Raw genomic sequence first — 24,109 nt, 5'->3', positions numbered from 1 at the left:
GGGGAATCAAGCCACCTAGCGGGCTACCGTAGTCAACTTCTGGCAGTCTTGGGAAGTTTGGATCGCAATGTGACTGAAATCGCTTTGTGATCTCAAGGGTTCTGTTGGATTCTGCGGGGTTGCGGCGGCCCGCGCGGGCCGGGCCGGGGGATCAATACGGGCGTACAGCCCCGTAGAAGGGCATTTCGGTGATGGGAGCTATCTTGACCACCGTGCCCGTGTGCGGGGCGTGGATCATGTTGCCGCCGCCGATGTAGAGCCCGACGTGGCTGACGTCGCTGTAGAAGAAGATCAGGTCGCCCGGCTGGAGGTCCGCCTCCGACACGCGGGTGCCGACGTCCACCTGGTCGTAGGTGGTACGCGGCAAGGTGATCCCGGCCGCCTTGTACGCCGCCTGCGTGAGGCCCGAGCAGTCGAAGGAGTCCGGCCCGGTCGCGCCCCACACGTACGGCTTGCCGATCTGGGCGCGCGCGAAGGCGATGGCCTGGTCGGCGATCGAGGCGTTGGCGGGGGCGGGGGTGACGGGCGCGTCGGTGCCCTTCGTACCGCCCGCCGCCTTCGCCGTCTGCGCGGCCTTCTCCTGCGCGGCCTTCTCGGCCGCCGCGATCTTGTCGGCCTTCGCCTTGGCCGCCGCCTCCTGCTGGGCCTGGATCTTCGCCAGCTGCGCCTTCTGCTCGGCGGTGAGGGTGTTCAGCAGGTGCTGGGCCTGGCTCAGCTTGCTCTGCACGTCCGCCTTGGCGGTCCGCAGCTGGGCCTGCTGGGTGGTGAGCGTGGCCAGGCTCCTGGCCGCCTCGATCCGCTGCTTGGTGGCGGCGGCCTGCTGCACCCGGAAGGTCGTCACCGCCGCGTCCTGCCGCTGGGCCAGCACCCCGGTCAGGTGCACCTGGTCCAGCACCGCCTGCGGGTCGGGCGCCATCAGATAGCGGGTGGTCGTGGTGTCCCCGCCCGCCCGGTACTGCGCGGCGGCGTACTCCCCGAGCACCCGGCGGGACTCGTTCAGCTGCTGCGTCTTCTTGGCGGCCTCGGTGAGCAGCTTGTTGACCGCGACGTTCTGCCGGTCGGTCTTCTCCTTGGTGCCGTCGTACTTCTGGGTGGCGGCGTCGACCTGGTGCAGCAGGGTGTTCACCTGGGCCTGCACATCGGCGATCGATGGCTTGGCCGGCTTGGGAGGGGCGGGCGTCGCGCTCGCGCTCTCCGTCAGCAGGGTCACGGTGGCCAGCGCCGCCGTCGTCAGCCCCACGGCCGCGCGGGGGCCGGGGGCACTGAGTATCGCGGTACGGGCCTTACGGTGCGTCGCCATGGCGGGCGGACTCCTTCCGGGGCGCTCTGCCTGGTGCGGCACCGTAGCCAAAGCGCGGGGCTGCTGGGAAGGGGTGTGTCCGATAGGCCCGATACCTTTTCGTAATGTTTTGCCGGAGGGCCCGTGGCGTCACGGAGCGTGGCATCGGGATTACGGGGACGCGGGCGGGTTCGGGGGACGGGCCGGGCTTCACGGGACGGGAGTGATCGCCTGCCCGGTCGGCCGGGCTCGGGCGAACCGGGGGAAGAGTGTCGGTGCGGGCGCCTAGACTCGTTAGGCGATGAGCAGCCTCTTTGACGACAGTTTCCTTGCCGGTCTCGACGCCGTCCACGGCCCGGGTGATTCCGGGGCGCCCGAGCCGCCGGAGCCGGAGGACGAACCCGGTGGGGGCCCCGCCGAGGACGTACCGCACGATCTCTTCGGCGACCGCTTCGACGGACCGCCGCCGCGTGACGCGCACTACCGCGACGGTGCCGCGCGCCCTGCCACCGACCCCGCGCAGCTGCTGGTGGGACTCAATGAGCAGCAGCGCGCCGCTGTCGAGCACGCGGGCGGGCCGCTGCTCATCGTGGCCGGCGCCGGCTCCGGCAAGACCCGGGTGCTGACCCACCGGATCGCCTATCTGCTGGGCGCCCGGCAGGTCCACCCCGGCTCGATCCTGGCGATCACCTTCACCAACAAGGCCGCCGGCGAGATGAAGGAACGCGTCGAGGAGCTCGTCGGCCCGCGCGCCAACGCCATGTGGGTGTCCACCTTCCACAGCGCCTGCGTCCGCATCCTGCGCCGAGAGTCCAAGTCGCTCGGCTTCACCTCGTCCTTCTCGATCTACGACGCGGCCGACTCCAAGCGGCTGATGTCGCTGGTCTGCCGGGATCTGGACCTCGACCCCAAGCAGTTCCCGCCGAAGGCGTTCAGCGCGCAGGTCTCCAACCTCAAGAACGAGCTGATCGACGAGGAGACCTTCGCCGCCCAGGCCGAGAACCTGTTCGAGAAGAAGATCGCCGAGGCCTACGCGCTCTACCAGGCCCGGCTGCGCGAGGCCAACGCGCTGGACTTCGACGACATCATCATGACCACCGTCCACCTGCTCCAGGCGTTCCCCGACGTCGCCGACCACTACCGGCGGCGCTTCCGCCATGTGCTGGTCGACGAGTATCAGGACACCAACCACGCGCAGTACACGCTGGTGCGCGAGCTGGTCGGCACGGGCGAAGCCCGGGACGGCGCGGCGGAGGCCGGCGCGGTCCCGGTCGCCGAGCTGTGCGTGGTCGGCGACGCCGACCAGTCGATCTACGCCTTCCGCGGCGCGACGATCCGCAACATCCTCCAGTTCGAGGAGGACTACCCGCAGGCCCGCACCATCCTGCTGGAGCAGAACTACCGCTCCACCCAGACGATCCTGTCCGCCGCCAACGCCGTCATCGAGCGCAACGCGAGCCGGCGCGCGAAGAACCTGTGGACCGAGTCCGGCGACGGCCCCGTCATCGTCGGCTACGCGGCCGACCAGGAGCACGACGAGGCGCAGTACGTCGCCGACGAGATCGACCGGCTGACCGACTCCGGTGACGCCCGCCCCGGCGACGTCGCCGTCTTCTACCGCACCAACGCGCAGTCCCGGGTCTTCGAAGAGGTCTTCATCCGGGTCGGCCTGCCGTACAAGGTCGTCGGTGGCGTCCGCTTCTACGAGCGCCGCGAAGTCCGCGACGTGCTGGCGTACCTGCGGGTGCTGTCCAACCCCGAGGACGCCGTGCCACTGCGCCGCGTCCTCAACGTGCCCAAGCGCGGCATCGGCGAGCGGGCCGAGGCGATGATCGACGCGCTGGCGCTGCGGGAGCGGATCTCCTTCCCCCAGGCGCTGCGCCGGGTCGACGACGCCTACGGCATGGCGGCCCGCTCGGCCAACGCGGTCAAGCGGTTCAACACCCTGATGGACGAGCTGCGCACGATCGTGGAGTCGGGCGCCGGCCCCGCCGTCGTCCTGGAAGCGGTGCTGGAACGCACGGGCTATCTGGCCGAGTTGCAGGCGTCCACCGACCCGCAGGACGAGACCCGGGTGGAGAACCTCCAGGAACTCGCCTCGGTGGCCCTGGAGTTCGAGCAGGACCGCGGCGAGGGCGAGCCGGGCACGCTGTCGGAGTTCCTGGAGCGGGTCGCGCTGGTCGCCGACTCCGACCAGATCCCCGACGACGACACCGAGTCCGGCGGCGTCATCACCCTGATGACCCTGCACACCGCCAAGGGCCTTGAGTTCCCGGTGGTGTTCCTCACCGGCATGGAGGACGGCGTCTTCCCGCACATGCGCGCGCTCGGCGAGGTCAAGGAGCTGGAGGAGGAGCGGCGGCTGGCCTATGTCGGCATCACCCGTGCGCGTGAACGCCTCTACCTCACCCGCTCGATGATGCGCAGCGCCTGGGGGCAGCCGGCCTACAACCCGCCGTCGCGCTTCCTGGAGGAGATCCCGGACGCGCTGATCGAGTGGAAGCGGACGGGTGGGTCGCCGGGCGCCGGCTCGGGCGCGGTGTCGAAGGCGGCGGCGTCCCTGTCCTCCTCCCTCTCCGCCCGCAGCGGCACCGGCGGCTTCGCCACCCGCCGCACGGGCGGCGACCGCCCGGTGATCTCCCTCGCGGTCGGCGACCGCGTCACCCACGACCAGTTCGGCCTCGGCACGGTGGTGGCTGTCGCCGGCCGCCCGGGTGACGAGAAGGCGACGATCGATTTCGGGGACGACCGGCCGAAGCAGTTGCTTCTGCGCTACGCGCCGGTCCAGAAGCTTTAGCTTCTGGGACAGGTGCGTCAGCGCCGTTCGGATGCCCGTTCCTTTTCGGCTGCCGCGCCGTCGTGGCTGGTCGCGCAGTTCCCCGCGCCCCTTTCGGGGCAGGTCTACCGCCCGGGAGGAAGCACGGTACCCAGGGGCGCGGGGAACTGCGCGACCAGCCGGGTGCGGGCGGGAGGTCCGAGGGCGGCGGGGAGGGGCTCCCCGGGCGGTGGCGTGCCCCATAGGGGCGCGGGGAACTGCGCGACGACAAGCCCCGGACCGCGGGAGGTCCGGGAGCCGGCGGGGAGGGGCAGCCCGGGCGGTCCCGGTTCGCCCCCGCGAGGCTCAGCGGGGGTCGAGGCCGTGCGCCAGCAACCAGGGCAAGGGGTCGATGGGGGCCCCGCCGTCCGGGCGGACCTCGAAGTGGAGGTGCGGCCCCGTGGTGTTGCCGGTGTTGCCCGAGTAGGCGATGACCTCGCCCGCCTTCACCTTCCCGGAGCGGATCTTCGTACTGCTCAGGTGGCAGTACCAGGTCTCCGTACCGTCAGCGGCGGTGACTATGGCCATGTTGCCGTAGGAACTGTTCCACTGGGTGCGGACCGTGCCGTCGGTCGCCGCCATCACCGGGGTGCCGACCTGCACCGGGAAGTCGATCCCGGTGTGCAGCGCCATCCAGTTGACGCCGGCCTGCCCGAAGTACGCGCTCAGCCCCTTCTGCGTCACGGGGAGCAGGAACTTCGGCCGCAGCGCTTCCTTGCGGGCCGCCGCCACCTGCGCGGCCTTCTTCGCCGCCTCCTGGCGGTCCTTCAGGTCGATGCGCTCCTGGGTGCGGCTGGCGCGGTCCGCGAAGTCGGTTGCGTCCCGGCTCACCCCGGCGAGCTGCCGGTCCAACTGGGTGGTGGGCGCCGGAGTGTTCACCGCGCCCTCCTTCTGGCCGTCCGCCTGCGCCTTGGGCGCGTCCTGGGCCATGCCGACCCCGGCCACCGCCGCCGCGCCGACCGCCGCCACGCCCATCACGGCGACCGACGGCACCGCCACGGTCAGCAGCGCGGAACGCTTCGCGGGCTTGCGGCGCCGGCTGCGCGCCACGGGCTCGCCGTCACCGTAACCATCGGCCGCGTAGTCGTGCCGCTCCGGTTCGGTGTCGCGCACGGTGGCGAACTCGGCGGTGAACATCTCGACGTCGTCGATGAGTTGGTCCGCGAGGTCGCGTACCGGGTGCGAGTGGGGCTCGGGCTCGGGTTGCGGCATCGGCTCGGGCTGGTGGGCTGGCGCGGCTTCGTCGGGAGCGGGCTGGTAGCCGTAGTCCGGCCGGACCTGCTCGTAGACCCCGGTGTCACCGCTCGCGTCGTAGCCGTACCCGTAGCCGTAGGCCGGATAGGCGCCGGAGTCCCAGTCGGCCTGCGGCTGGACCTGCTGCGGCTGCGGGTCCTGCCAGAGCGCGCTGGTGTCGTACGTGCCGGTGTCGTAGTACGTGCCCGCGCCGGTGCCGGCCGTGGTGGGCGCGGCCCCGTCGCCGTACGCGTAGGGGTCGTAGGCGGCGTAGGTGCCCGTCTGGTCGTAACCCGTGTCGTAACCCGTATAGCCGTAAGTGGTGTTGTCGCCGTAGCCGTAGACCTGCTGGGCTTGGTACTGGGGCTGGGCCTGCGGCTGCTGGGACGGTTCGTACGTCTCGTGCGTCTCGTACCGCTGGTCGTGCTGGGCCTGCTGCGGGATGTACCCGTAGGTGCCGGTCGCGTCATCGGCGAAGGCGGTGCCGACGGTCTGGTAGGCGCCTGTGGAATAAGCGTCGTACCCGTAAGCGTCGTAGTCGGGGGTGTACCCCGGCAGGGGACTTTCGGTCACCGCTTGCTTCTCTTTCGCCTCGACAGCAGGAGAATTAGCGGCGACTGTAGCCGTCGTTACCCGGCGGCGACAATCTCCGGCCGAAACCCGACGCCCACCTTGCCCCGTTTTCGGGTGATATTCGGCCGTTATGAATCTGTTAAGCGGCGTCCATCGCGCCCGGCGACGGCCCCGGTTCGGACAGCTCCCGGCGGATTTCGGCGGCCACGGCACCGTGGACCGGTAGGGACAAATGTCCGATACCACTCACCTTGATGTTCCTGGTCCGCAGATCCCCGTGCTCGATCCTGGCCGCCTCCACCGGGATCATCAACTGGTCCAGATCGCTCCAGAAGGCCACGAACCGTGTCCGGCACCCCTCGGCGGGTGCGGCCAGCTCGGCCAGCAGTTCGGAACCCGGCCGCATCTGCCGCGTCAGCGGGTGCGGGCTGAGCGCCGGCACCGCCCTCGTCCCGGAGTGCGGGGTGCCCAGCGTGACCAGTGTCCGCACCCGTGCGTCGCCGCCCAGGCACTGCGCGTAGTAACGGGCCACCAGCCCGCCGAGGCTGTGTGCCACGATGTCCACCCGGCGCTGCCCCGACTGCGCGCAGATCTGCTCGACGTGCGGGCCGAGGGCTTCGGCGGCGGCGCGTATGTCGGTGGTCAGCGGCGAGTAGTTCAGCGCCTGGACGCAGCCCCAGCCGTTCCGCAGCAGCGAGCGGCGCAGCAGCGCGAAGGCCGAACGGTTGTCCGCGAAGCCGTGCAGCAGCAGCACCGGGGGATGGGCGCCTGCCCCGGCGGCCGGCGGGGTGCAGCCGGGAGCGGGCCGCGGGCTGGGCGCGGCGGCTTTGCCGGGGTCGGCCGACGAGGTGTCCGGGGTCGGCCGGGTGGCGTCGGGCGGGGTGCCCGCGAGGCTGTCCGGGGCCTCGTCGGCTGAGTCTTCGGGGGCGGCGGGGGTGAGCGGGATGGTGTCAGGGTGGTGCTCGGGGAGCATCCCGGTCGGATAGAGCAGCATGTGACCCGCGAGTACGGCCAGGTCGATGGCGGTGACCCGGACCAGACCGGCTCCGTGATGCCACCGGCTCTCCCCGCCAGTTTCATTGCCCGGCTCGGCGTCCGACGATTGGGCGGCCATGGCCCACCTCCCGTCGCGGCGCCGCGGGGTCGGCTGCGACTCCTCGGCGCCTTCGGTGGGATCCGCCGCGGATACCGTGTCCCCACACCCGGCGGCGCCGGGCCCGGATACGCGATGCCCTCGCGGCTCCCGAGGAAGCTCCCAGGTCCGAGGGGTCGTCGCCAGCGTGTCCCGCGCGGGCGAAGGCCTGACAGGCCCGGTCGATCCGAACTCTCTCTGTGTGATTTCCCCCTCCCCGGCCACGGTAAAACTGTCGGCCCCGGGGCGCGAGCGATAACGTTCGTTCACACTGCGGTACCACGCCTGGTGCCGTGACCCGCCGTCCCCGACCCGCGAGCCGTAAGCATGGAGGCAGTCATGGGAGTGTCCGGACCCATTCGGGTGGTGGTGGCCAAGCCGGGTCTCGACGGTCACGACCGCGGCGCCAAGGTGATCGCCAGAGCGCTGCGCGACGCCGGCATGGAGGTCATCTACACCGGCCTTCACCAGACACCCGAGCAGGTCGTCGACACCGCGATCCAGGAGGACGCCGACGCGATCGGTCTTTCCATCCTCTCGGGCGCGCACATGACGCTCTTCGCGAAGGTGCTGGAGCTGCTCAAGGAGCGCGACGCGCTGGACATCAAGGTCTTCGGCGGCGGCATCATCCCCCAGGGGGACATCCCGCTCCTCAAGGATCTCGGGGTCGCCGAGATCTTCACACCCGGTGCGACCACCGGCGCCGTGGTGGACTGGGTCAACGCGAACATCCGGCAGAACGTGGCCTGAGCAGGCCCTTTCCCCTCCCGGCCGGGCTTCCGGGCCCGCTCCCGCTTCCCGTCGGGTTCCCGGCGGGCGGGCGATGCCGGACCTGCGTCCGGTCCGGCTTTCGGCGGGCGCGTGACAGGTGACGGGTGCGCCGCTCGCGGGCTGCGCGTCATGGCGTGCCGCCTTCCGGTGTGCCCGGGTCCGCGCCCGTCCGCTCCTCGGACACCGCGGGGTCGGGGTGCCGATCGGGGTGCCCGGCGATCGGCTCGGGGCGCAGCTCGGCCAGCATCACCGCGCGCAGCCGCAGCGTGCCGGTCAGCCGCTGGAACGCCTCGGACCAGTACACCGTCGCTCCCGGCGAGCCGTCCGGTGGTTCCTGGGCCGCCGCGGTGAGCACCGCGACCTGGTCGGCGGCGCCCGGGTCCAGGCAGCGCTCGGCCAGGCCCATCACGCCGCTGAAGCTCCACGGATAACTCCCCGCGTCCCGAGCGATGTCCAGCGCGTCCACCACCGCCCGGCCCAGCGGCGGCGCCCACGGCACCGCGCACACCCCCAGCATCTGGAACGCCTCCGACAGGCCGTGCGCCCCGATGAAGTCGGCGACCCACCCGGCCCGTTCGTCGGCCGGCAGGATCGACAGCAGTTTCGCCGGGTCGCCGACCGCGGCGACCGGGGCGGAGGGCGCGGGCGGCGGGCCGAGCAGCGCCCGCGCCCAGCCCGAATCCCGCTGCCGCACCGCGGCCCGGCACCAGGCCGCGTGCAGGTCCGGCTGCCAGTCGTCCAGCACCGGCAGGGCGACGATCTGCTCGGGCGTAAGACCGCCGAACTGCGCCGACCACGCCGACAGCGGTGCCGCGTCCACCAACTGCCCCAGCCACCATGCCCGCTCGCCCCTCCCGCTCGGCGGTTTCGGGGCCACGCCGTCCCGCTCCATCGCCGCGTCGCATTCATACGGCGCCTCCACCACGACGCCGCCGGCGCCCAGCGACACACAACCGCGGGCCCGCTCCGCCATCCGCCCGGCCAGCGCGGAGCCCGGCAGGGCGGACAGCAACTCCGCCGCCGTCGCCCGTACGTTCCGGCTGCGGTCGGACAGCGCCTCCTCCAGGAAGGGTTCGTCCCGCGCGGAAAGTCCCGTGCGCAGCGAGTCCAGGAACATCAGCCGGTCCTCGGCGCGCTCGCTCCGCCAGGTGGAGGCGAGCAGCTCCAGCGCGTGCGCCGGGTCGGCCAGGCGTGAACGCGTCAGCAGCGCGACCCGCTCGGCGAACAGCCCCTCCTCCCAGATCCGCCGGGTCTCCCGCTCGTCCTCCGGCCGGCTGGCCGCCGCCCCAGCGTGGCCCACTCGCAGCGCGTACTTCCACTCCGGATTCAGCCCGGCCAGCCACAGCCCCCGGGGTCCGGTCAGCGCCAGCGTGTCCGCCCGCAGGTCCGTACGGGACCTGGCCGCGTCCAGCAGCGCGGGCAGCAGCGCGGCCGGCGCTCTGTACCCCTCCCGTCGCGCTGCCGCCAGCCACTGCGGCAGCAACTCCGCCAGATTCGGCGCGGCCCCCTGCCGGCCCCGGGCCCCGTCCCCCACCCGGTCCGCCAGCAGAGTCCCCAGCCTCCGGCGGGCCGCCACCGGCAGCTCCGGCCGCCGGTCGGCCGGTGCGACCGCCGGCCGTTCCCCCGCGACTCCGGGCCGCACCCCGGCCCGCCGCCGCATCACGCCGCCGGCTGCCGCGTCCAGCAGGCCCGCGGCGGCTTCCTCCGCGTCGCCGACCACTCCGCTGGGCCGCCGCCGCTCTGTCCCGAGCAGGGCGCTCCCCACCAGGTCGTCCCAGGTGATGTCCATCGTCCGTTCCCCTCGTTCAAGCCCTGTCCGGGCGGTCTTCTCGGGCCCGCAGCGTCATCCGCGGCACCTCGCTGTTCTCTCGCGTGACCCGGCTACGGGCCCGTCCGGACCCGCTCAGAGGGATATCGGCTCGGCCTCGCCGGACGGCCAGGCGGCCAGCGGGCGCATACCGGCCGGGCTGAGTTCCCCGAAGACGGTGGTGGGGTGGCCGCCGGAGATCGCGGCGAGCCGCCAGAGGGAAGGGGACGCCGTGGCGATGGGAAGGGCGTCCTCGGTGGAGGCGTCGGCGAGTTGCCAGCGGTCGCGGCCGGGGATGGGCACGACATCGGAGAGCAGCACCGGCCAGGCGTCCAGCCACGGATCGTCGGCGAGGGCGGTGCCGTAGGAGGCGAGAGCGGCGGCGACCGCGGTGCCCGCCGGGGCGGTGTCGGGGTGGGCGGACAACAGCTGGTGCGGACCGAGCGCCGCGCGCAGCGGCAGCGCGGACGGGTGGTAGGCCAGCTCCGCGTCCAGCAGGAATCCCGCCGGCAGGGTGAGCTCGGGCGCCCGGCCCGCCGCCCCGAACGAGAGGAGCAGCGCGAACCGGCCGCTCCTCGCGTCGTGGAGCCAGATCCTGCGGGTGGTCAGCCGCTCGTCCGCCGCGTCGTACTGCGCGAGGATCAGCCACTGCCCCCGCAGGGTGGGACCCTCCAGCAGCTCGGCGGAGTCGACGGTGAAACCGATCCGGGTCCGCACCGTCTCCGCGAGGGCTGCGGGCAGCCCCTCACGGCCGAGGAAGCCCCGGGCGAGCAGATGCAGCAGGGCCGTCTCCTCCAGCATCCGCGACGGCCAGTCGCCACCGCCGACGGCCAGCGACCCCAACTCCCGCACGCGCGAGGCGAGCCCGGGCGCCTGCGCGTCCACCATGCGGGCCGCGATCTCGTCCCACTGCTGATAGCTGCCGCGATCCGCCCCCGCGAGCCCGCCGCGCAGCAGATCGGTCAGCCGCTGCTCCAACTCGGCGGCGCCGCCCTCCACCCGCACCGCCCGTCGGTCGGCCCGCCGCTTGGCCGCCTCCGCATCGGCGGGCCCGGCGGCCCGGGGCGGGGCCACCCGCGCGTCCTGCTCCTTCTTCCGCCGCGCCGAGGTCCACTGCTCGACCCAGTCCGGCTGCGCCGCCGCGCCGACCGGCCCGGCCTCGCCCTCGGCCCAGAGCAGCAGCAGTCCGAGCGCGTGCTTGCAGGGGAATTTCCGGCTCGGGCACGTACAGCGGAATGCCGGACCGTCCACATCCACCGCTGTCTGATACGGCTTGCTGCCGCTGCCCTCGCACAGCCCGAACACCGCGGTCCCGGCCGCGCCCGTGCCGCTCCACGGGGCGGGCGTGGCGAGCCGCGCGCCCGCCTTGCGTGATGCGGCGTCAGGCGCCAGCGCGAGCACCTGATCCGCTGTCCACCGTGCTTCCGTCTCCATGTCCCCGAAGGTAGAACCCACCACTGACAATCGCTCTGAGCTGCGCGAATAGCTCTCGGTGACCGATTGTCAGTGGTGGGGTGCATGGTGGAGAACAGCACGGACCGACCGGGTCCTGACCATGCGAGTGGGGGAAGAGTCATGATCGAAACGACGAGCGAGGTGGCCGTGTCCGCACCGGCCGCACCGTCTACACCGGCCGCACCGGCGGCGGCGACCGAGCAGGCGCTGCGGCCGCACGCCGAGGACGCCTTCGCGGACGAGCTCGCCGCGCTCGCCGCGGCGGACGACCGGCCGCGCCCGGCCCGCTGGAAAATGTCGCCCTGGGCGGTGGCCACTTATCTGCTCGGCGGCACGCTGTCCGATGGCACGGTCATCACACCTAAATACGTAGGCCCGCGCCGCATCGTCGAAGTCGCGGTCACGACGCTGGCCACCGACCGGGCGCTGCTGCTGCTCGGCGTGCCCGGCACCGCGAAGACCTGGGTGTCCGAGCATCTCGCCGCCGCGATCAGCGGTGATTCCACTTTGCTGGTGCAGGGCACGGCCGGTACGCCGGAGGAGGCGATCCGCTACGGCTGGAATTACGCGCAGTTGCTCACCAACGGCCCGAGCCGGGCCGCGCTGGTGCACAGCCCGGTCATGCGGGCGATGGCGGAGGGGCGGATCGCGCGGGTCGAGGAGCTGACCCGCATCCCCGCCGACGTGCAGGACGCGCTGATCACCATCCTGTCCGAGAAGACCTTGCCGATACCGGAATTGGGCCTGGAGACACAGGCGGTGCGCGGCTTCAACCTGATCGCGACCGCCAACGACCGGGACCGGGGGGTCAACGACCTGTCGAGCGCGCTGCGCCGCCGGTTCAACACGGTGGTGCTGCCGCTGCCCGCCAGCGCCCAGGACGAGGTGGAGATCGTCTCCCGCCGGGTCGACCAGCTCGGCCGAGGCCTCGACCTGTCCGCCGCGCCCCGGGGTGCCGACGAGATCCGCCGGGTGGTCACCGTCTTCCGCGAGCTGCGCTCCGGCCTCACGGAGGACGGCCGCACCAAGCTCAAGTCCCCCTCCGGCACGCTCTCCACCGCCGAGGCGATCTCCGTCGTCACCAACGGCCTCGCCCTGGCCGCCCACTTCGGCGACGGTGTGCTCCGCGCGGGTGATGTCGCCGCCGGCATCCTCGGCGCCGTCGTCCGCGACCCGGCGGCCGACCGCCTCATCTGGCAGGAGTATCTGGAGACGGTCGTCCGCGAGCGGGACGGCTGGAAGGACTTCTACCGCGCCTGCCGCGAGGTGTCGGTATGAGGACTTCCGCGAAGCGGGGCACCGGGGGGACCGGCGCGGCCAGGGCCGCTGTCCGCGCGGCGGGCGGCGAGGCCGGGGGTCCGGTCGGCAGTTCGGTGAGTGAGGCGGTCGACGATTCGGGCAGCGGGCAGCCCGGCGGAGCCAGGGCGTTGCGGGAGACGGCGGTCGTCGGCTCGGCGGGCGCCAACGCCGGGGTTCCGGCCAGCGGCCTGGTCGGCGATTCGGGCAGCGGTGGGATCGGGGGCGCGCCGGGCATTCCCGTGCGGTCCGGGGTGACCGGGGACGCCCCGAGGGGGGCCGTGCCCGGGTCGCGGGGGGCCAGGGCGGAAGATCTGGTGCTGCTCGGGGTGCGGCACCATGGGCCGGGGTCGGCGCGGGCGGTGCGGGCCGCGCTGGAGGCGTATCGGCCCGAGGTCGTGCTGATCGAGGGTCCGCCGGAGGCCGACGCACTGACCGCGCTGGCCGCCGCCCCGGCGATGCGGCCACCGGTGGCGCTCCTCGCCCATGTGGTCGACGATCCGGCGCGGGCCGGATTCTGGCCCTTCGCCGAGTTCTCGCCGGAGTGGGTGGCGATGCGATGGGCGGCGAAGGCGGGGGTGGAGGTCCGCTTCATCGACCTGCCGGCCGCACACACCCTCGCGCTTCGGACGGCGGCGGAGGAGGAGCGGGACGAGCCGCCCATCGCGGACCCGGAGGCCGCCCAGCCGGAAGCCGTCCCGGGGGCCGTTCCCGAAGCCGTGCGGGTCGATCCGCTGGCCGTGCTCGCCCAGGCCGCCGGGTACGACGATCCGGAGCGGTGGTGGGAGGACGCCGTGGAGCACCGGGCGGACGGGGAGGAGAAGGACGCGCTGGCGCCGTTCGAAGCGCTGGCCGAGGCGATGAGGGAGATCAGGGAGGAGTACGGAGACGGCGGGCACGCGCTGGACCCGCTGCGGGAGGCCCATATGCGCCTGCGGGTGAGGGAGGCCCGGCGGGCGTACGCAAGGACGGCGGTGGTGTGCGGGGCGTGGCACGTACCGGCGCTGGCGGTGAAGACCACCGCCGCCGCAGACCGGCAGGCGCTGAAAGGGCTGCCGAAGGCCAAGGTCGAAACGACTTGGGTGCCGTGGACCCACCGGCGGCTGTCACGGGCGAGCGGTTACGGCGCGGGCATCGACTCGCCCGGGTGGTATCGGCATCTCTTCGCCGCGCCGGATCGCCCGGTCGCCCGCTGGATGACCGAGGTCGCGCGGCTGCTCCGGGAGGAGGACTACCCGGTGTCCTCGGCCCACGTCATAGAGGCCGTGCGGCTCGCCGACACCCTCGCCGCGATGCGGGGCCGCCCGCTGGCCGGCCTGGGCGAGACCACCGACGCGGTCAGGGCGGTGATGTGCGACGGCTCGGACGTGCCGCTGGCGCTGATCAGGGACCGCCTCGTCGTGGGGGATGTGCTGGGCGAGGTGCCGCCGGACGCGCCCGCCGTACCGCTGGCCCGGGACCTGGCCCGCGAGCAGCGCCGGCTGCGGTTGAAGCCGGAGGCGCTGGAGCGCGAGCTGGAGCTGGACCTGCGCAAGGACCTGGACGCGGGCCGCAGCAGGCTGCTGCACCGGCTGCGGCTGCTCGGTATCGAGTGGGGCGAGCCGACCGCGGGCCGGGACGGCAAGGGCACCTTCCGGGAGACCTGGCGGCTGCGCTGGGAGCCGGAGTCGGCGATACGGGTCGCCGAGGCCGGCATCTGGGGCACCACCGTGGAGGCCGCGGCGACCGCCCGGGCCGAGGAATCGGCCGAGCACGCCCAGGCGCTGGCCGATGTCACCGCCGTCGCGGAGCGCTGCCTGCTGGCCGGGCTGTCGCAGGCGCTCCCCACGGTGATGCGGGTGCTCGCCGACCGCGCCGCCCTGGACGCCGATGTGGCCCACCTGGCAGCAGCCCTGCCCGCGCTGGTCCGCGCGGTCCGCTACGGCGATGTCCGCGGCACCGACTCCGCCGCCCTGGCCGGGGTCGCCGAAGGCCTTGCCCACCGGATCTGCGTCGGCTTCCCGTCGGCCTGCGTCGGCCTCGACGCGGACGCGGCGGCGGCCTTGCGGGCCCACTTGGACGCCGTCCACCGGGCCATCGGCCTGCTGCCGGAGTCCGCCCCGACGACCGGCCAGCCAGCCGGGCAGGCGTCCGGGCACGTCCCGCCGCCGAACGACCTGCGGGAGCGCTGGGCCGGGATGCTGCGGTCGCTCGCCGAGCGGGACGGGGCGATACCGGGGCTGCTGCGGGGCGCCGCCGCCCGGCTGCTCACGGACGAGGGCCGACTCGCCGCGGAGGAGGCCGCGCGGTTGATGGGGCTGGCCCTGTCGCCGGGCACCGGGCCGCTGGAGGCGGCCGGCTGGGTCGAGGGGTTCCTGGCCGGCGGCGGGATGCTGCTGGTGCACGACGAGCGCCTGCTGGCGCTGGTGGACGGCTGGCTGGCGCGGGTGTCGGGGGAGGCCTTCACGGATGTGCTGCCGCTGCTGCGGCGGACGTTCGCGGAGTTCGAGCCCGGGGTGCGGCGTTCGGTCGGCGAGTTGGTGCGGCGCGGCCCGACCACGCCTCGCCGCCGGGACACCACGGCGGAAGCGGGCCTGCCCGGTTTCGGCACCGGCCTCGACGAGGCGCGCGCGGAAGCCGCCCTGCACACGGTGCGCCTGTTGCTGGGCACCACCACGACCACCGACCTGGCCCTGACGACCGACGCCGGACCGCTACCGGCGTGAACGTACCGATGGATCAGCCCTATTGACCCGACCTGACGCCCGATGACCTGACCACCCGATGACCTGACCACCCGGGGACCTGACGCCCCGACGACCCGATGAACCGACGACCCGGCAGACCTGGGGGAGCACCATGCCTGACACCGCGCCGAAGAACACACCGAGTCCCGTATCGAGCCCCGCCCCAAGCACGGCGCGCACCTCCGCGCCGACCCCCGCACCCACCCCCGCACCGGCCCCTGCGGCGAACCCCGAGGCGCATCCCGCCCCGACCGCCCCGGCCGCCGCCGACGAGCGTCTGCGGCGCTGGCGCCTGGTCCTCGGTGGCGGGCAGGCCGACGGCACCGGCTGCGAACTCGCGGGCAGGGACGCCGCGATGGACCGTACGCTCACCGCCCTCTACGGCGGGTCGGCGGCCGGCGGCCGGAGCGGCGACCGGTCCGGCGGGCTCGGCGGCTCCGCCCCCCAGGTCGCGCGCTGGCTGGGCGACATCCGCACGTACTTCCCCACTTCCGTCGTCCAGGTCATGCAGCGTGACGCCATCGACCGGCTCGGCCTGTCCGCGCTGCTGCTGGAGCCGGAGATGCTGGAGGCGGTCGAGGCCGACGTCCACTTGGTCGGCACTCTGCTGTCGCTGAACAAGGTGATGCCCGAGACCACCAAGGAGACGGCCAGGGCGGTGGTCCGCAAGGTGGTGGACAACCTGGAGAAGCGGCTCGCCACCAGGACCAAAGCCGTCCTGACCGGCGCGCTGGACCGCTCGGCGAAGATCAACCGCCCCCGCCACCGCGACATCGACTGGCATCGCACCATCCACGCCAACCTCAAGCACTATCTGCCCGAGCACGGCACCATCGTCCCTGAGCGCCTGATCGGCTACGGCCGGGCGGACCGGGCGGTGAAAAAGGATGTCGTGCTGTGCATCGACCAGTCCGGTTCGATGGCCGCGTCCGTCGTCTACGCCTCGATCTTCGGCGCCGTGCTCGCCTCGATGCGGTCCATCGACACCAAGCTGGTGGTCTTCGACACCGCAGTGGTGGACCTCACCGACCAGCTGGACGACCCGGTGGACGTGCTGTTCGGCACCCAGCTCGGCGGCGGCACCGACATCAACCGGGCGCTGGCCTACTGCCAGTCCCTGATCACCCGCCCCGCCGACACCGTCGTCGTGCTCATCAGCGACCTCTACGAGGGCGGCATCCGCGACGAGATGCTCAAGCGAGTGGCGGCGATGAAGGCGTCCGGCGTCCAGTTCGTGGCGCTGCTCGCGCTGTCCGACGAGGGCGCGCCCGCCTACGACCGGGAGCACGCGGCGGCGCTCGCCGCTCTCGACGCGCCCGCCTTCGCCTGCACCCCCGACCTCTTCCCCGAGGTGATGGCCGCCGCCATCGAGAAGCGACCGTTGCCGATACCGGACAAGTGACCGGCAGCGACGGGGCGGTGACCGGATCATGGCTGCTGAGGAGCGGGAACGGCGGCGCCTGTGACCGTTCTCACCGCCCGCAGGCCACCTGCGATTTAGGCCCCCACCGCGCTCGGCGATAACCTGCAATGCGGACATGCCGCGTACTCGGTCACCGTGTGCGCTTCCCTTGTGACAGTGCAGTCGCCCTGCCCGTAGCGGCACGCCCAGGCAGATCAGGCATCAGGCAGATCAGGCAGAGCACGCTGGCCGCGCTGCACAGCGATGGCGGCAGCGGCCTGCGCACAGCTGAATCCTCGGGAAATCCAGGGAAAAGGGAGACGGACGCGCGTGGACCTGTTCGAGTACCAGGCGAGGGACCTCTTCGCCAAGCACGGTGTACCGGTGCTGGCCGGTGAAGTCATCGACACGCCTGAGGCGGCGCGCGCCGTGGCGGAGCGACTCGGCGGCCGTGCGGTCGTCAAGGCGCAGGTCAAGGTGGGCGGCCGCGGCAAGGCCGGCGGTGTGAAGCTGGCCGCCGACCCGGCCGACGCGGTGGCCAAGGCCGACGCCATCCTCGGCATGGACATCAAGGGCCACACGGTCCACAAGGTGATGCTCGCCGAGACCGCGGACATCAAGGAGGAGTACTACGTCTCCTTCCTCCTCGACCGCACCAACCGCACCTTCCTCGCCATGGCCTCCGTCCAGGGCGGTGTGGAGATCGAGGTCGTCGCCGAGGAGAACCCCGACGCGCTGGCCAAGGTCCCGGTCGACTCGCTGGAGGGCGTGACCGCGGAGAAGGCCGCCGAGATCGTCGCCGCCGCGAAGTTCCCGGCCGAGATTGCCGACCAGGTGGCAGCGGTGCTGCAGCAGCTGTGGACCGTCTTCGTCAAGGAAGACGCCCTGCTGGTCGAGGTCAACCCGCTGGTCAAGACCGGCGACGGCAAGATCGTCGCGCTGGACGGCAAGGTCTCGCTGGACGAGAACGCGGCCTTCCGGCAGCCCGGGCACGAGGCGCTGGAGGACAAGGCCGCCGCCAACCCGCTGGAGGCGAAGGCCAAGGCCAAGGGCCTCAACTACGTCAAGCTCGACGGCGAGGTCGGCATTATCGGCAACGGCGCGGGCCTGGTGATGAGCACCCTGGACGTCGTCGCGTACGCCGGCGAGGCCCACGGCGGCGTCAAGCCCGCCAACTTCCTGGACATCGGCGGCGGCGCCTCCGCCGAGGTGATGGCCAACGGCCTGGAGATCATCCTCGGCGACCCGGACGTCAAGTCCGTCTTCGTCAACGTCTTCGGCGGCATCACCGCCTGCGACGAGGTCGCCAACGGCATCGTGCAGGCCCTGGCGCTGCTCACCTCCCGGGGCGAGGACGTCACCAAGCCGCTGGTCGTGCGCCTCGACGGCAACAACGCGGAGCTGGGTCGCAAGATCCTGTCCGACGCCAACCACCCGCTGGTGCAGCGCGTGGACACCATGGACGGTGCGGCCGACAAGGCCGCCGAGCTGGCTGCGAAGTAAGGGACGAGGACAGAAGACAACCATGGCTATCTTCCTGACCAAGGACAGCAAGGTCATCGTCCAGGGCATGACCGGCGCCACCGGCATGAAGCACACCACGCTGATGCTCGCCGACGGCACCAACATCGTCGGCGGCGTCAACCCGCGCAAGGCCGGCACCACGGTCACCTTCGAGCAGGGCGACGTCCCGGTCTTCGGCAGCGTCAAGGAGGCCATCGAGGCCACCGGCGCCGACGTGACCGTGATCTTCGTCCCGGAGAAGTTCACCAAGGACGCGGTGGTCGAGGCCATCGAGGCCGAGATCCCGCTCGCGGTCGTCATCACCGAGGGTGTCGCGGTCCACGACAGCGCCGCGTTCTGGGCGCTCGCCCAGGCCAAGGGCAACAAGACCCGGATCATCGGCCCCAACTGCCCCGGCCTGATCACTCCCGGCCAGTCCAACGCGGGCATCATCCCCGGTGACATCACCCAGCCCGGCCGTATCGGCCTGGTCTCGAAGTCCGGCACGCTGACGTACCAGATGATGTACGAGCTGCGGGACCTCGGTTTCTCCACCGCGGTCGGCATCGGCGGCGACCCGATCATCGGCACCACCCACATCGACGCGCTGGCGGCCTTCGAGGCCGACCCCGACACCGACCTGATCGTGATGATCGGTGAGATCGGCGGCGACGCGGAGGAGCGGGCGGCGGCGTTCATCGAGAAGAACGTGACGAAGCCGGTCGTCGGCTATGTCGCGGGCTTCACCGCGCCCGAGGGCAAGACGATGGGCCACGCCGGCGCCATCGTCTCCGGCTCCTCCGGCACCGCGCAGGCCAAGAAGGAGGCCCTGGAGGCGGCGGGCGTCAAGGTCGGCAAGACGCCGTCCGAGACGGCACGCCTGGCCCGGGCGATCCTGGCGGGCTGACACCCCGGCGGTCACAGCTCCGACGGCGCGGGCCCGTCCCCTCAGCGGGGGGCGGGCCCGCGCCGCTGTGTGCCGCCGCCCGGCGCCGTGGCGGGTGCGCGGTCCCTGATCGGCTTGCCGGCGGCCGGCACATCGGCGTGCACGGGGCGGACCGAGTGGACTGAATGGACGGGGTTGACGGGGTCGACGGTGGCGGCGCGCGGGCCGTGCGCGGGGGCGAGCGCGATGGTCAGGGTGGTCACCGCCGCGATCAGGCCGGTCAGCGTGAGGGCGCCGACCGTTCGCAGCCGTACGCCGTGCTCCCCGGCGGCGCGTACGGCTTCGGGCCGGTCCGGGGGCTCCGGGGTGTCGCCGTCCCTCCGCAGCAGTGCGCCCAGCCGCGCGGACAGTGCCTCCGGTGGTCCCGGCTCCAGCTCCGGCTCCAGTACCGCCTCGGCCAGCGCCTCCCGGGCCCGGGCGATCCGGGCGGCCGTCGCGAGGGTGCTGGCCTCGATCTCCGCCGCCGTCTCCCGCAGGCCGAGCCCCAGCCCGTCGTGCAGCAGCAAAGCCCTGCGGTGGACGGGCGGAAGCTCCAGCAGGGCCGCCTCCAGCGGGTCCTGGCGGCCGGGCGGAAGCTGCGGGCCGAGTCGCGGGCCGAGTTGCGGGTCGAAGCGCGGCTCGGTGTTCTGCGGGCAGCCGGGGACGCGGAGGCGCAGCCGGCGGTCCAGTGCCCAGCACTGCCAGGGCGCCAGCGCGTAGTCGTACGCGGCCGCCCGCACCCACCCCACCGGGTCGCTGTCCCGGGCCACTTCGGGCCAGCGCTGCCAGGCCAGGCCGAAGGCATGGGTGACGACGTGGCGGGCGAAGGGCGGGACCCCGGTGAGCAGTTCGACCTGCCGCAGCAGCGGGCCGGCGGCGTGGAGGTAGAGGGCGTCGAACGCGGCTTCAGGGGTACGGGGGCGCTGCCGCCCGGAGTCGGGCCGGGCGGCCGGTGCCGGGATGGCGGCTGCCACCGGGTGGTACGTCTGGGCGGGTACGCGTTCCGGGCCGGTGGCGGCGGGCGGGTCCGCAGCCGCCGGCCGGGAGTCCTGCCCGGCGGGGGACGCGCTACGGCCGGTGGCGCGCGGTGGCGGGGCCTCGTGCGGCGGCTCGGCGGGTCGCGAGGGACGGCCGCCACGGGCCCTGGGTGCCTTGCCGCGCTTCTTCCGCGCCGTCACCGGTCCGTCCCCGCCGACGCGGGTGGGCGGGCCTCGTACCGCCGTTCGTCCCATCGTCCGGAAAAATGACACATAGCGAACATGGTGGGCGACACGACGGTCTTTTGCCTGCTGTCGGGGCAAAAGGGGGGTTCTTGGCACCATGGGGTGCCGTGACGCCTACCACCGACCCCGCACTGGTCCCGGCCCCGGTCCCGGCCGCTGCCCCGCCGGCCACCTCACTGAGCGTTCAGCTGTCGGCCCGGCCGGCCGCGGCCCGCCTGCCGGCCGCCGCAGGGGGAGCGGCCGCCGCAGCCCTCGGGCTCGGGCTGCTGGCCGCGGTCGTGCTGCTGCTCTGGATCGCCTCCCCCTACCCCGACAGCGGTTTCGGCGGCGCGCTGCACATCGGCGTCGGGCTGTGGCTGCTGGCGCAGGGCGCCGAACTCGTCCGGACCGACACGCTCGCCGGTGCCCCGGCGCCGATCGCGCTGACACCGCTGCTGCTCAGCGCGCTGCCGGCCTGGCTGCTCTACCGGGGTACGTCGTCGGCGGTCTCTTCGGAGGACGGCCGGAAGGTGGGCCGGGCGGAGGCGGCGGCGGTGGCCGGGTGGGTGCTCGCCGGGTACTTCTCGGTGACGGCGCTGGCGGTCGCCTACACGACGGGCGGACGCGTCCATCTGGCCGGGCCGAGTGTGCTGTACGTGCCCCTCTTCGCGGTGGTGGCGGCCGGCTGCGGGGCGTGGGCGGGCAGTGGGCGGCCGGCGCCGGCCGACTGGCTGCGGATTCCCTCCCGGGTGCGGCCCGCCCATGTCGAGGAGTTGGGCGCCGCCGTGCGCGCCGCCGGGATCGCGCTGGGCGTCCTCGTCGGCGGCGGGGCGCTGCTCGGCGGGGCGTCGCTGGTGTGGCACGCGCGCTTGTCCGGGTCGACGTATCCGCAGCTCAGCGGGCCGGTGCTGGGGCGGATCGTGATCCTGCTGATCGCGGTGGCGCTGGTGCCGAATCTGGCGGTGTGGGGGGCGAGTTACGCGCTCGGAGCCGGCTTCACGGTCGGCGCGGGCAGTTCGGTGGGGCCGGCGGGTGCCTACGGTTACGGGACGCTGCCGCGCTTCCCGCTGCTGGCGGCGCTGCCGGGCGAGGGTGCGGGCGGCTGGCCCGGGCGGGCGGCCCTGGCGCTGCCCTTCGCTGCCGCGGGCGTCGCGGGATGGTGGGTCGGCCATCGCGGCTGGCGCCCGGCCCGTACGGCCCGCACCACGGCGGCCGCGGCCCTCCTCCTCGGCCTCGCCCTCGCCGTCCTCGCCACCTGGTCGGGCGGCGCCCTCGGCACTTTCCGCCTGTCCGCCTTCGGCCCCACCTGGTTCCTCACCGGCTCGGCGGGCGCCGCCTGGACCCTGGCGATCGCCCTCCCCACCGCCCTCCTCACCCGCTGGCCCGCACCCTCGCCTCCGGCGCGGGTCCCGGACTCCGCCTCCGCGCCCCACGTGCCTTCGACCCCCACTCCGCCCGATCCCCCCGCCCCCGAAACCCCGCTCCCCCCTCTCCCCGACCCCCTCCCCTGGCCGAACCCACCCCGCCTCCCCACCTTCCCGCCCGACCCGGGCCCCAGCGCCCCCTGACACCAGCCCGCCCCCACCGGCCCGCACGCCGGACGCCCTCCCGCTGCGGCGAGGATCTGGGGCTGCGCCCCCTGCCCCCCGCTGTTCGTCGGCGGTGGGTGTGGCCCCCCGGGCCAGGCGGGGGGCGGGGGGCGGTCGCGGGCGGCGGGGCGCCGCCGGTCCGCGCCGTCGGACGTCCCGCCGCTGCGGCGGGGATCTGGGGCTGGGCCCCGTTGTTGGTGGGCGGTGGGTGTGTGCGTCGAGGCCCGGCGGGGGGCGGGGGTCCCGGCCGGGTGAGCGCCGCCGGTCCGCACCGCCGGACGTCTCGCCGCCGCGGCGGGGTCCGGGGCTGCCCCCCGCTGCTCGTCGGTGGCGGCAGTCACCCGCCCGCCCCGGGCGGGTGGCTGCCGCGGGCGGCCCTGAGGGGCGGCGCCCCTCACCCCCGGTCGGCCGTGGGACGCGGAGGCTCAGGGAGTTGCCGAAGCCACCGCCGGAGGCGTCGGGTCGCCCAGGGCGTTGAGGTTGTCGGTGGGGAGGGTGAGGGTGACCATGCGGCGCCAGCCGGTGGCGCGTTCGTAGGCGTAGGTCGCGCGGATGGCGGCGCGGAGGGTGGCGATCTTGATGGGGGGCCAGCCGAGGATGCGGGACATGTGGGACATGACCGCGAGGCTGACGTCCCGGTAGGTGCGGATCTCCGCGATCGCGCACTCGCGGAGGATGCGGTGGATGGTGCGGGCGTGGCCGGCCCGGGCCAGGCGGAGGAGTTCCTCGTGGCAGTAGGCCAGATGGTTGTCCTCGTCGCGGGAGATCGCCCGGACCGCCCGGCCCAGCTCGGTGTGGTCACCGAAGTGCTTCAGCAGCAGCCGCATCTGCTCGGACGCCCGCTGTTCCGTCACCCTGCTGTGGGCCAGATACGTGACGATGTCGAGCTCGCTGAGCGGCTGGTCCCGCCGCAGCCGCGCGTGGGTGAGCCCGATGCCCGCCGCCTCCAGCAGCATCGTGTAGTCCGTGTCGGGCGGCACCGGCACCGTATCGAGGTCGCGCTTGCGGATCAGCGCCAGGAAGATCCGCCCGTGCTTCTCCTCGTCCGCCCCGTGCCGGGCGATCTTCGGCGCCATCTCCCGCTGCGAGGCGGGCACCAGCGCCGAGATCCGGCCGTTCTCCCAACCGCCCTGCGCCTCACCGCTGGCCGCGATCGAGCAGAAGAGCGCGAACGCCTCGTCGTTCTCCAGGATCTCCGTGAACAAACTCCGCGCCGACAGCATGGCGTGGCTCCTTCCGCCGGTGACCGCGGGCACAACCTGTGCCATCACGAGTCAAAACCGGGCAGAAGCGGCCCGCAACCCGGGGACGGCTGGCTTGGCCCCGGCCGGGCCCCGTCCGGTCGCGGCGCGGCCGCCGCTCAGTCCCGGAAGGCCGGCAGACTGCGGAACGGCCCCGGCAGCAGCTTCTGGCAGGCGACCGTCGCCGGGTGGGTCAGCGCGTCGGACCGGCAGGTGTAGTAGTCGCGATAGGCCAGCTGGAAGCCGAAGGTCGCGGCCACGATCGCCAGCGTGACCGCGCTGGTCACGATCCCGGTCCACGCCGCGGTCAGGAACGACCGCTGGGCGTCCGGGCCCGGGGCGGGCGGCGCCGGGCGGGGGGACTGGGCGGCGTCGGCCAGCGCCGAAGCCGCCGCCGTACGGGCCTTGGCCCGCTCCTCGGGGGACATCCGCAGCGCGCTGATGCCCCAGTAGAGGGCGAGCGCGCCGAGCAGCAGGGCCACCGTCGTCCAGCCGAGCAGCGCGAAGATCAGGCCCCAGCAGCCGCACACCAGCGCGTAACGGGACCGGCGGTGCGCCGGGTCGGTGGGATCGAACTTCGGCGCCCGGCCCTGAGGACCGGTCGGACCGCCCTCGGGGCGGCGCGCGAACGGGTCCGGTCGCCCGGACTGCGGCTGCCGGCTGCTCCACTGGCTGCCCCACTGCGGCGGGGGCGGCGGCGTCCCCCGGTCCGGCGGGCCGCCGTGCGCCCAGGGACCCGGGCTGTGGTCGTGACCGCTGTGGCCGTCCTTGCCGTGGCCGTCGTGGCCGTGACCCTCGTGGCCTTGACCGCTGCCCTGACCCTCACCCTGGCCGCCCTGGCTCCCCTGACCGTCCTGGTGACCGCCCGGCGCCGAGCCGGAGTCCTCCGGCCCGCGTGGCTGCCACGGGCGGTCCGGTGCACCGTTGGGAGGCGGCGCGAACGGGTTGTCCCGCTGATCGCCCTCAGGCGCGCGCAGCACGATGTGATTACGGCCGCTGCTCATGATGTGATGCGCCATCCCCTTGGGCTCGGCTCCTCTGATGTATCCGGCTGTCGCCTGTGTCCGGTGGCGGGTGCGACCGATGGAACAGGTGCACGCGCCATTCGTCTCCCGGCAGACGCTACCGCCCGCGCGCTCCCCCGTCCCGCGGGGGCCGTC

The 24,109-nt window shown here is 73.4% G+C and carries 16 protein-coding genes; 8 read left to right on the top strand and 8 right to left on the bottom strand.

All coding sequences use genetic code 11. From position 1 onward, the window contains the following. Positions 1 to 151: 151 nt before the first annotated feature. The gene (locus tag ACFO3J_RS15520) at positions 152 to 1,300 is read right to left on the bottom strand and encodes a C40 family peptidase (protein WP_386429973.1); all 1,149 of its coding nucleotides are present in this window, start codon (positions 1,298 to 1,300) and stop codon (positions 152 to 154) included. Positions 1,301 to 1,580: 280 nt separating this feature from the next. Here ACFO3J_RS15520 and pcrA point away from each other — a divergent pair, with 280 nt between their 5' ends. Continuing rightward, the gene (gene pcrA, locus ACFO3J_RS15515; protein ID WP_386429972.1) at positions 1,581 to 4,076 is read left to right on the top strand and encodes a DNA helicase PcrA; all 2,496 of its coding nucleotides are present in this window, start codon (positions 1,581 to 1,583) and stop codon (positions 4,074 to 4,076) included. A 324-nt stretch (positions 4,077 to 4,400) separates the two neighbouring features. On the opposite strand, the gene ACFO3J_RS15510 is transcribed toward pcrA, so the two are convergent. Further along, positions 4,401 to 5,900, bottom strand: coding sequence for a M23 family metallopeptidase (locus ACFO3J_RS15510; protein ID WP_386429971.1), 1,500 nt, complete (start codon positions 5,898 to 5,900; stop codon positions 4,401 to 4,403). A gap of 139 nt (positions 5,901 to 6,039) precedes the next feature. Further along, positions 6,040 to 7,014, bottom strand: coding sequence for an esterase/lipase family protein (locus ACFO3J_RS15505; protein ID WP_386429970.1), 975 nt, complete (start codon positions 7,012 to 7,014; stop codon positions 6,040 to 6,042). 357 nt (positions 7,015 to 7,371) lie between these two features. Here ACFO3J_RS15505 and ACFO3J_RS15500 point away from each other — a divergent pair, with 357 nt between their 5' ends. Then, the gene (locus tag ACFO3J_RS15500; RefSeq protein WP_386429969.1) at positions 7,372 to 7,782 is read left to right on the top strand and encodes a cobalamin B12-binding domain-containing protein; all 411 of its coding nucleotides are present in this window, start codon (positions 7,372 to 7,374) and stop codon (positions 7,780 to 7,782) included. Positions 7,783 to 7,930: 148 nt separating this feature from the next. Here the strand turns inward: ACFO3J_RS15500 and ACFO3J_RS15495 are convergent, their stop codons facing one another. Together ACFO3J_RS15495 and ACFO3J_RS15490 are read right to left on the bottom strand one after the other, a co-directional pair. Continuing rightward, positions 7,931 to 9,592, bottom strand: coding sequence for a DUF5691 domain-containing protein (locus ACFO3J_RS15495; RefSeq protein WP_386429968.1), 1,662 nt, complete (start codon positions 9,590 to 9,592; stop codon positions 7,931 to 7,933). A gap of 114 nt (positions 9,593 to 9,706) precedes the next feature. Then, positions 9,707 to 11,044 (bottom strand): SWIM zinc finger family protein, encoded by a 1,338-nt coding sequence (locus ACFO3J_RS15490; RefSeq protein WP_386429967.1) that lies wholly within the window; start codon positions 11,042 to 11,044, stop codon positions 9,707 to 9,709. Between the two features lie 141 nt (positions 11,045 to 11,185). Here ACFO3J_RS15490 and ACFO3J_RS15485 point away from each other — a divergent pair, with 141 nt between their 5' ends. From ACFO3J_RS15485 to sucD, 5 genes are all read left to right on the top strand, one after another. Next, positions 11,186 to 12,343, top strand: coding sequence for an ATP-binding protein (locus ACFO3J_RS15485; RefSeq protein WP_386429966.1), 1,158 nt, complete (start codon positions 11,186 to 11,188; stop codon positions 12,341 to 12,343). Then, the gene (locus ACFO3J_RS15480) at positions 12,340 to 15,066 is read left to right on the top strand and encodes a DUF5682 family protein (protein WP_386429965.1); all 2,727 of its coding nucleotides are present in this window, start codon (positions 12,340 to 12,342) and stop codon (positions 15,064 to 15,066) included. The genes ACFO3J_RS15485 and ACFO3J_RS15480 overlap by 4 nt, the downstream gene beginning before the upstream one ends. A gap of 133 nt (positions 15,067 to 15,199) precedes the next feature. Next, a complete protein-coding gene (locus ACFO3J_RS15475; RefSeq protein ID WP_386429964.1) occupies positions 15,200 to 16,489 on the top strand; it encodes a VWA domain-containing protein in 1,290 nt (429 codons plus the stop codon). 330 nt (positions 16,490 to 16,819) lie between these two features. Continuing rightward, on the top strand, positions 16,820 to 17,992 hold the full coding sequence (sucC, locus tag ACFO3J_RS15470) for an ADP-forming succinate--CoA ligase subunit beta (protein ID WP_386429963.1): 1,173 nt from the start codon (positions 16,820 to 16,822) through the stop codon (positions 17,990 to 17,992). Between the two features lie 22 nt (positions 17,993 to 18,014). Further along, the gene (gene sucD, locus ACFO3J_RS15465) at positions 18,015 to 18,899 is read left to right on the top strand and encodes a succinate--CoA ligase subunit alpha (protein WP_386429962.1); all 885 of its coding nucleotides are present in this window, start codon (positions 18,015 to 18,017) and stop codon (positions 18,897 to 18,899) included. A gap of 41 nt (positions 18,900 to 18,940) precedes the next feature. Here sucD and ACFO3J_RS15460 read toward each other — a convergent pair whose 3' ends face one another. Next, a complete protein-coding gene (locus ACFO3J_RS15460) occupies positions 18,941 to 20,095 on the bottom strand; it encodes a sigma factor-like helix-turn-helix DNA-binding protein (protein ID WP_386429961.1) in 1,155 nt (384 codons plus the stop codon). Between the two features lie 152 nt (positions 20,096 to 20,247). On the opposite strand from ACFO3J_RS15460, the gene ACFO3J_RS15455 reads away from it, so the two are divergent. Next, positions 20,248 to 21,687 carry a cell division protein PerM gene (locus tag ACFO3J_RS15455; RefSeq protein WP_386429960.1) on the top strand — a complete coding sequence of 480 codons (1,440 nt, stop codon included), beginning with the start codon at positions 20,248 to 20,250 and terminating at the stop codon, positions 21,685 to 21,687. A 446-nt stretch (positions 21,688 to 22,133) separates the two neighbouring features. Here the strand turns inward: ACFO3J_RS15455 and ACFO3J_RS15450 are convergent, their stop codons facing one another. Together ACFO3J_RS15450 and ACFO3J_RS15445 are read right to left on the bottom strand one after the other, a co-directional pair. After that, the gene (locus ACFO3J_RS15450) at positions 22,134 to 22,931 is read right to left on the bottom strand and encodes a ferritin-like domain-containing protein (protein WP_386429959.1); all 798 of its coding nucleotides are present in this window, start codon (positions 22,929 to 22,931) and stop codon (positions 22,134 to 22,136) included. A 137-nt stretch (positions 22,932 to 23,068) separates the two neighbouring features. Then, the gene (locus ACFO3J_RS15445) at positions 23,069 to 23,968 is read right to left on the bottom strand and encodes a hypothetical protein (RefSeq protein WP_386429958.1); all 900 of its coding nucleotides are present in this window, start codon (positions 23,966 to 23,968) and stop codon (positions 23,069 to 23,071) included. Between the last annotated feature and the right edge of the window lie 141 nt (positions 23,969 to 24,109).

Origin of the sequence: Streptomyces polygonati (assembly GCF_042650325.1) — a bacterium.
GTDB classification, from domain to species: Bacteria; Actinomycetota; Actinomycetes; order Streptomycetales; family Streptomycetaceae; genus Actinacidiphila; species Actinacidiphila polygonati.
The sequence above is the reverse complement of the archived record's forward strand: the minus strand, read 5'-3'. Positions and strand labels throughout refer to the sequence as shown.

What these genes read in the sequence shown, in the direction of transcription:
- ACFO3J_RS15475 (WP_386429964.1), top strand. Translation starts at nt 15,200, where the DNA reads ATGCCTGACACCGCGCCGAAGAACACACCGAGTCCCGTATCGAGCCCC.
- ACFO3J_RS15505 (WP_386429970.1), bottom strand. Translation starts at nt 7,014, where the DNA reads ATGGCCGCCCAATCGTCGGACGCCGAGCCGGGCAATGAAACTGGCGGG.
- pcrA (WP_386429972.1), top strand. Translation starts at nt 1,581, where the DNA reads ATGAGCAGCCTCTTTGACGACAGTTTCCTTGCCGGTCTCGACGCCGTC.
- ACFO3J_RS15485 (WP_386429966.1), top strand. Translation starts at nt 11,186, where the DNA reads ATGATCGAAACGACGAGCGAGGTGGCCGTGTCCGCACCGGCCGCACCG.
- ACFO3J_RS15445 (WP_386429958.1), bottom strand. Translation starts at nt 23,968, where the DNA reads ATGGCGCATCACATCATGAGCAGCGGCCGTAATCACATCGTGCTGCGC.
- ACFO3J_RS15480 (WP_386429965.1), top strand. Translation starts at nt 12,340, where the DNA reads ATGAGGACTTCCGCGAAGCGGGGCACCGGGGGGACCGGCGCGGCCAGG.
- ACFO3J_RS15495 (WP_386429968.1), bottom strand. Translation starts at nt 9,592, where the DNA reads ATGGACATCACCTGGGACGACCTGGTGGGGAGCGCCCTGCTCGGGACA.
- ACFO3J_RS15500 (WP_386429969.1), top strand. Translation starts at nt 7,372, where the DNA reads ATGGGAGTGTCCGGACCCATTCGGGTGGTGGTGGCCAAGCCGGGTCTC.
- sucD (WP_386429962.1), top strand. Translation starts at nt 18,015, where the DNA reads ATGGCTATCTTCCTGACCAAGGACAGCAAGGTCATCGTCCAGGGCATG.
- ACFO3J_RS15490 (WP_386429967.1), bottom strand. Translation starts at nt 11,044, where the DNA reads ATGGAGACGGAAGCACGGTGGACAGCGGATCAGGTGCTCGCGCTGGCG.
- ACFO3J_RS15520 (WP_386429973.1), bottom strand. Translation starts at nt 1,300, where the DNA reads ATGGCGACGCACCGTAAGGCCCGTACCGCGATACTCAGTGCCCCCGGC.
- ACFO3J_RS15450 (WP_386429959.1), bottom strand. Translation starts at nt 22,931, where the DNA reads ATGCTGTCGGCGCGGAGTTTGTTCACGGAGATCCTGGAGAACGACGAG.